The organism is Glycomyces salinus (genome assembly GCF_016428645.1).
GTDB lineage: Bacteria > Actinomycetota > Actinomycetes > Mycobacteriales > Micromonosporaceae > Glycomyces > Glycomyces salinus.
On record NZ_JAELXW010000205.1, the window covers coordinates 1 to 458 of the forward strand.

General features: G+C 67.0%; 1 protein-coding gene. It reads right to left on the reverse strand.

Annotated elements, in window-relative coordinates:
* A partial coding sequence (locus tag JFB92_RS25065) for a carbohydrate-binding protein (protein ID WP_199044698.1) occupies nt 1-437 on the reverse strand: 437 nt, incomplete at its 3' end.
* Nucleotides 438-458: the final 21 nt, after the last annotated feature.

Below are 458 nucleotides of genomic sequence, written 5' to 3' on the forward strand. Positions count from 1 at the left end.
GAGTGGTTGGTATCGATCGTCCCGTCGCACACCGCCGGCGCGTCCTCGGCCTCGTAGCGGACCGGGTCACCGCCGCCGTCGTCGGGCAGGACGTGCTCGAGGTAATCGATGTTGGGCAGGCCCTCCGAACCGGTCGCTACCAGGTCGATGGTGTTCTCGCCCTCCTCCAGCGGCACGGTGAGGGTCTTGGTGCGCCAGGTCGACCACGAACCGGTCGTCTCAAACGACGCGGCATCGACCGTGGCACCGTTCACCACCACATCGGCACCCCGAGCACCACTGGAGGAGTCGTTGGCGAACCGGACCCGCACCTCCGCCTCACCGGCACTCTCAGAGTCCACGGTGAACTCAGAAGACGCACCGGTCTCGTTCGGCGTGTCGCAGAACCCCGAACCGGAATACCCCGAGTGATTCGACTCGATCGTCCCGTCGCACACCGCCGGCGCCTCCTCAGCCTC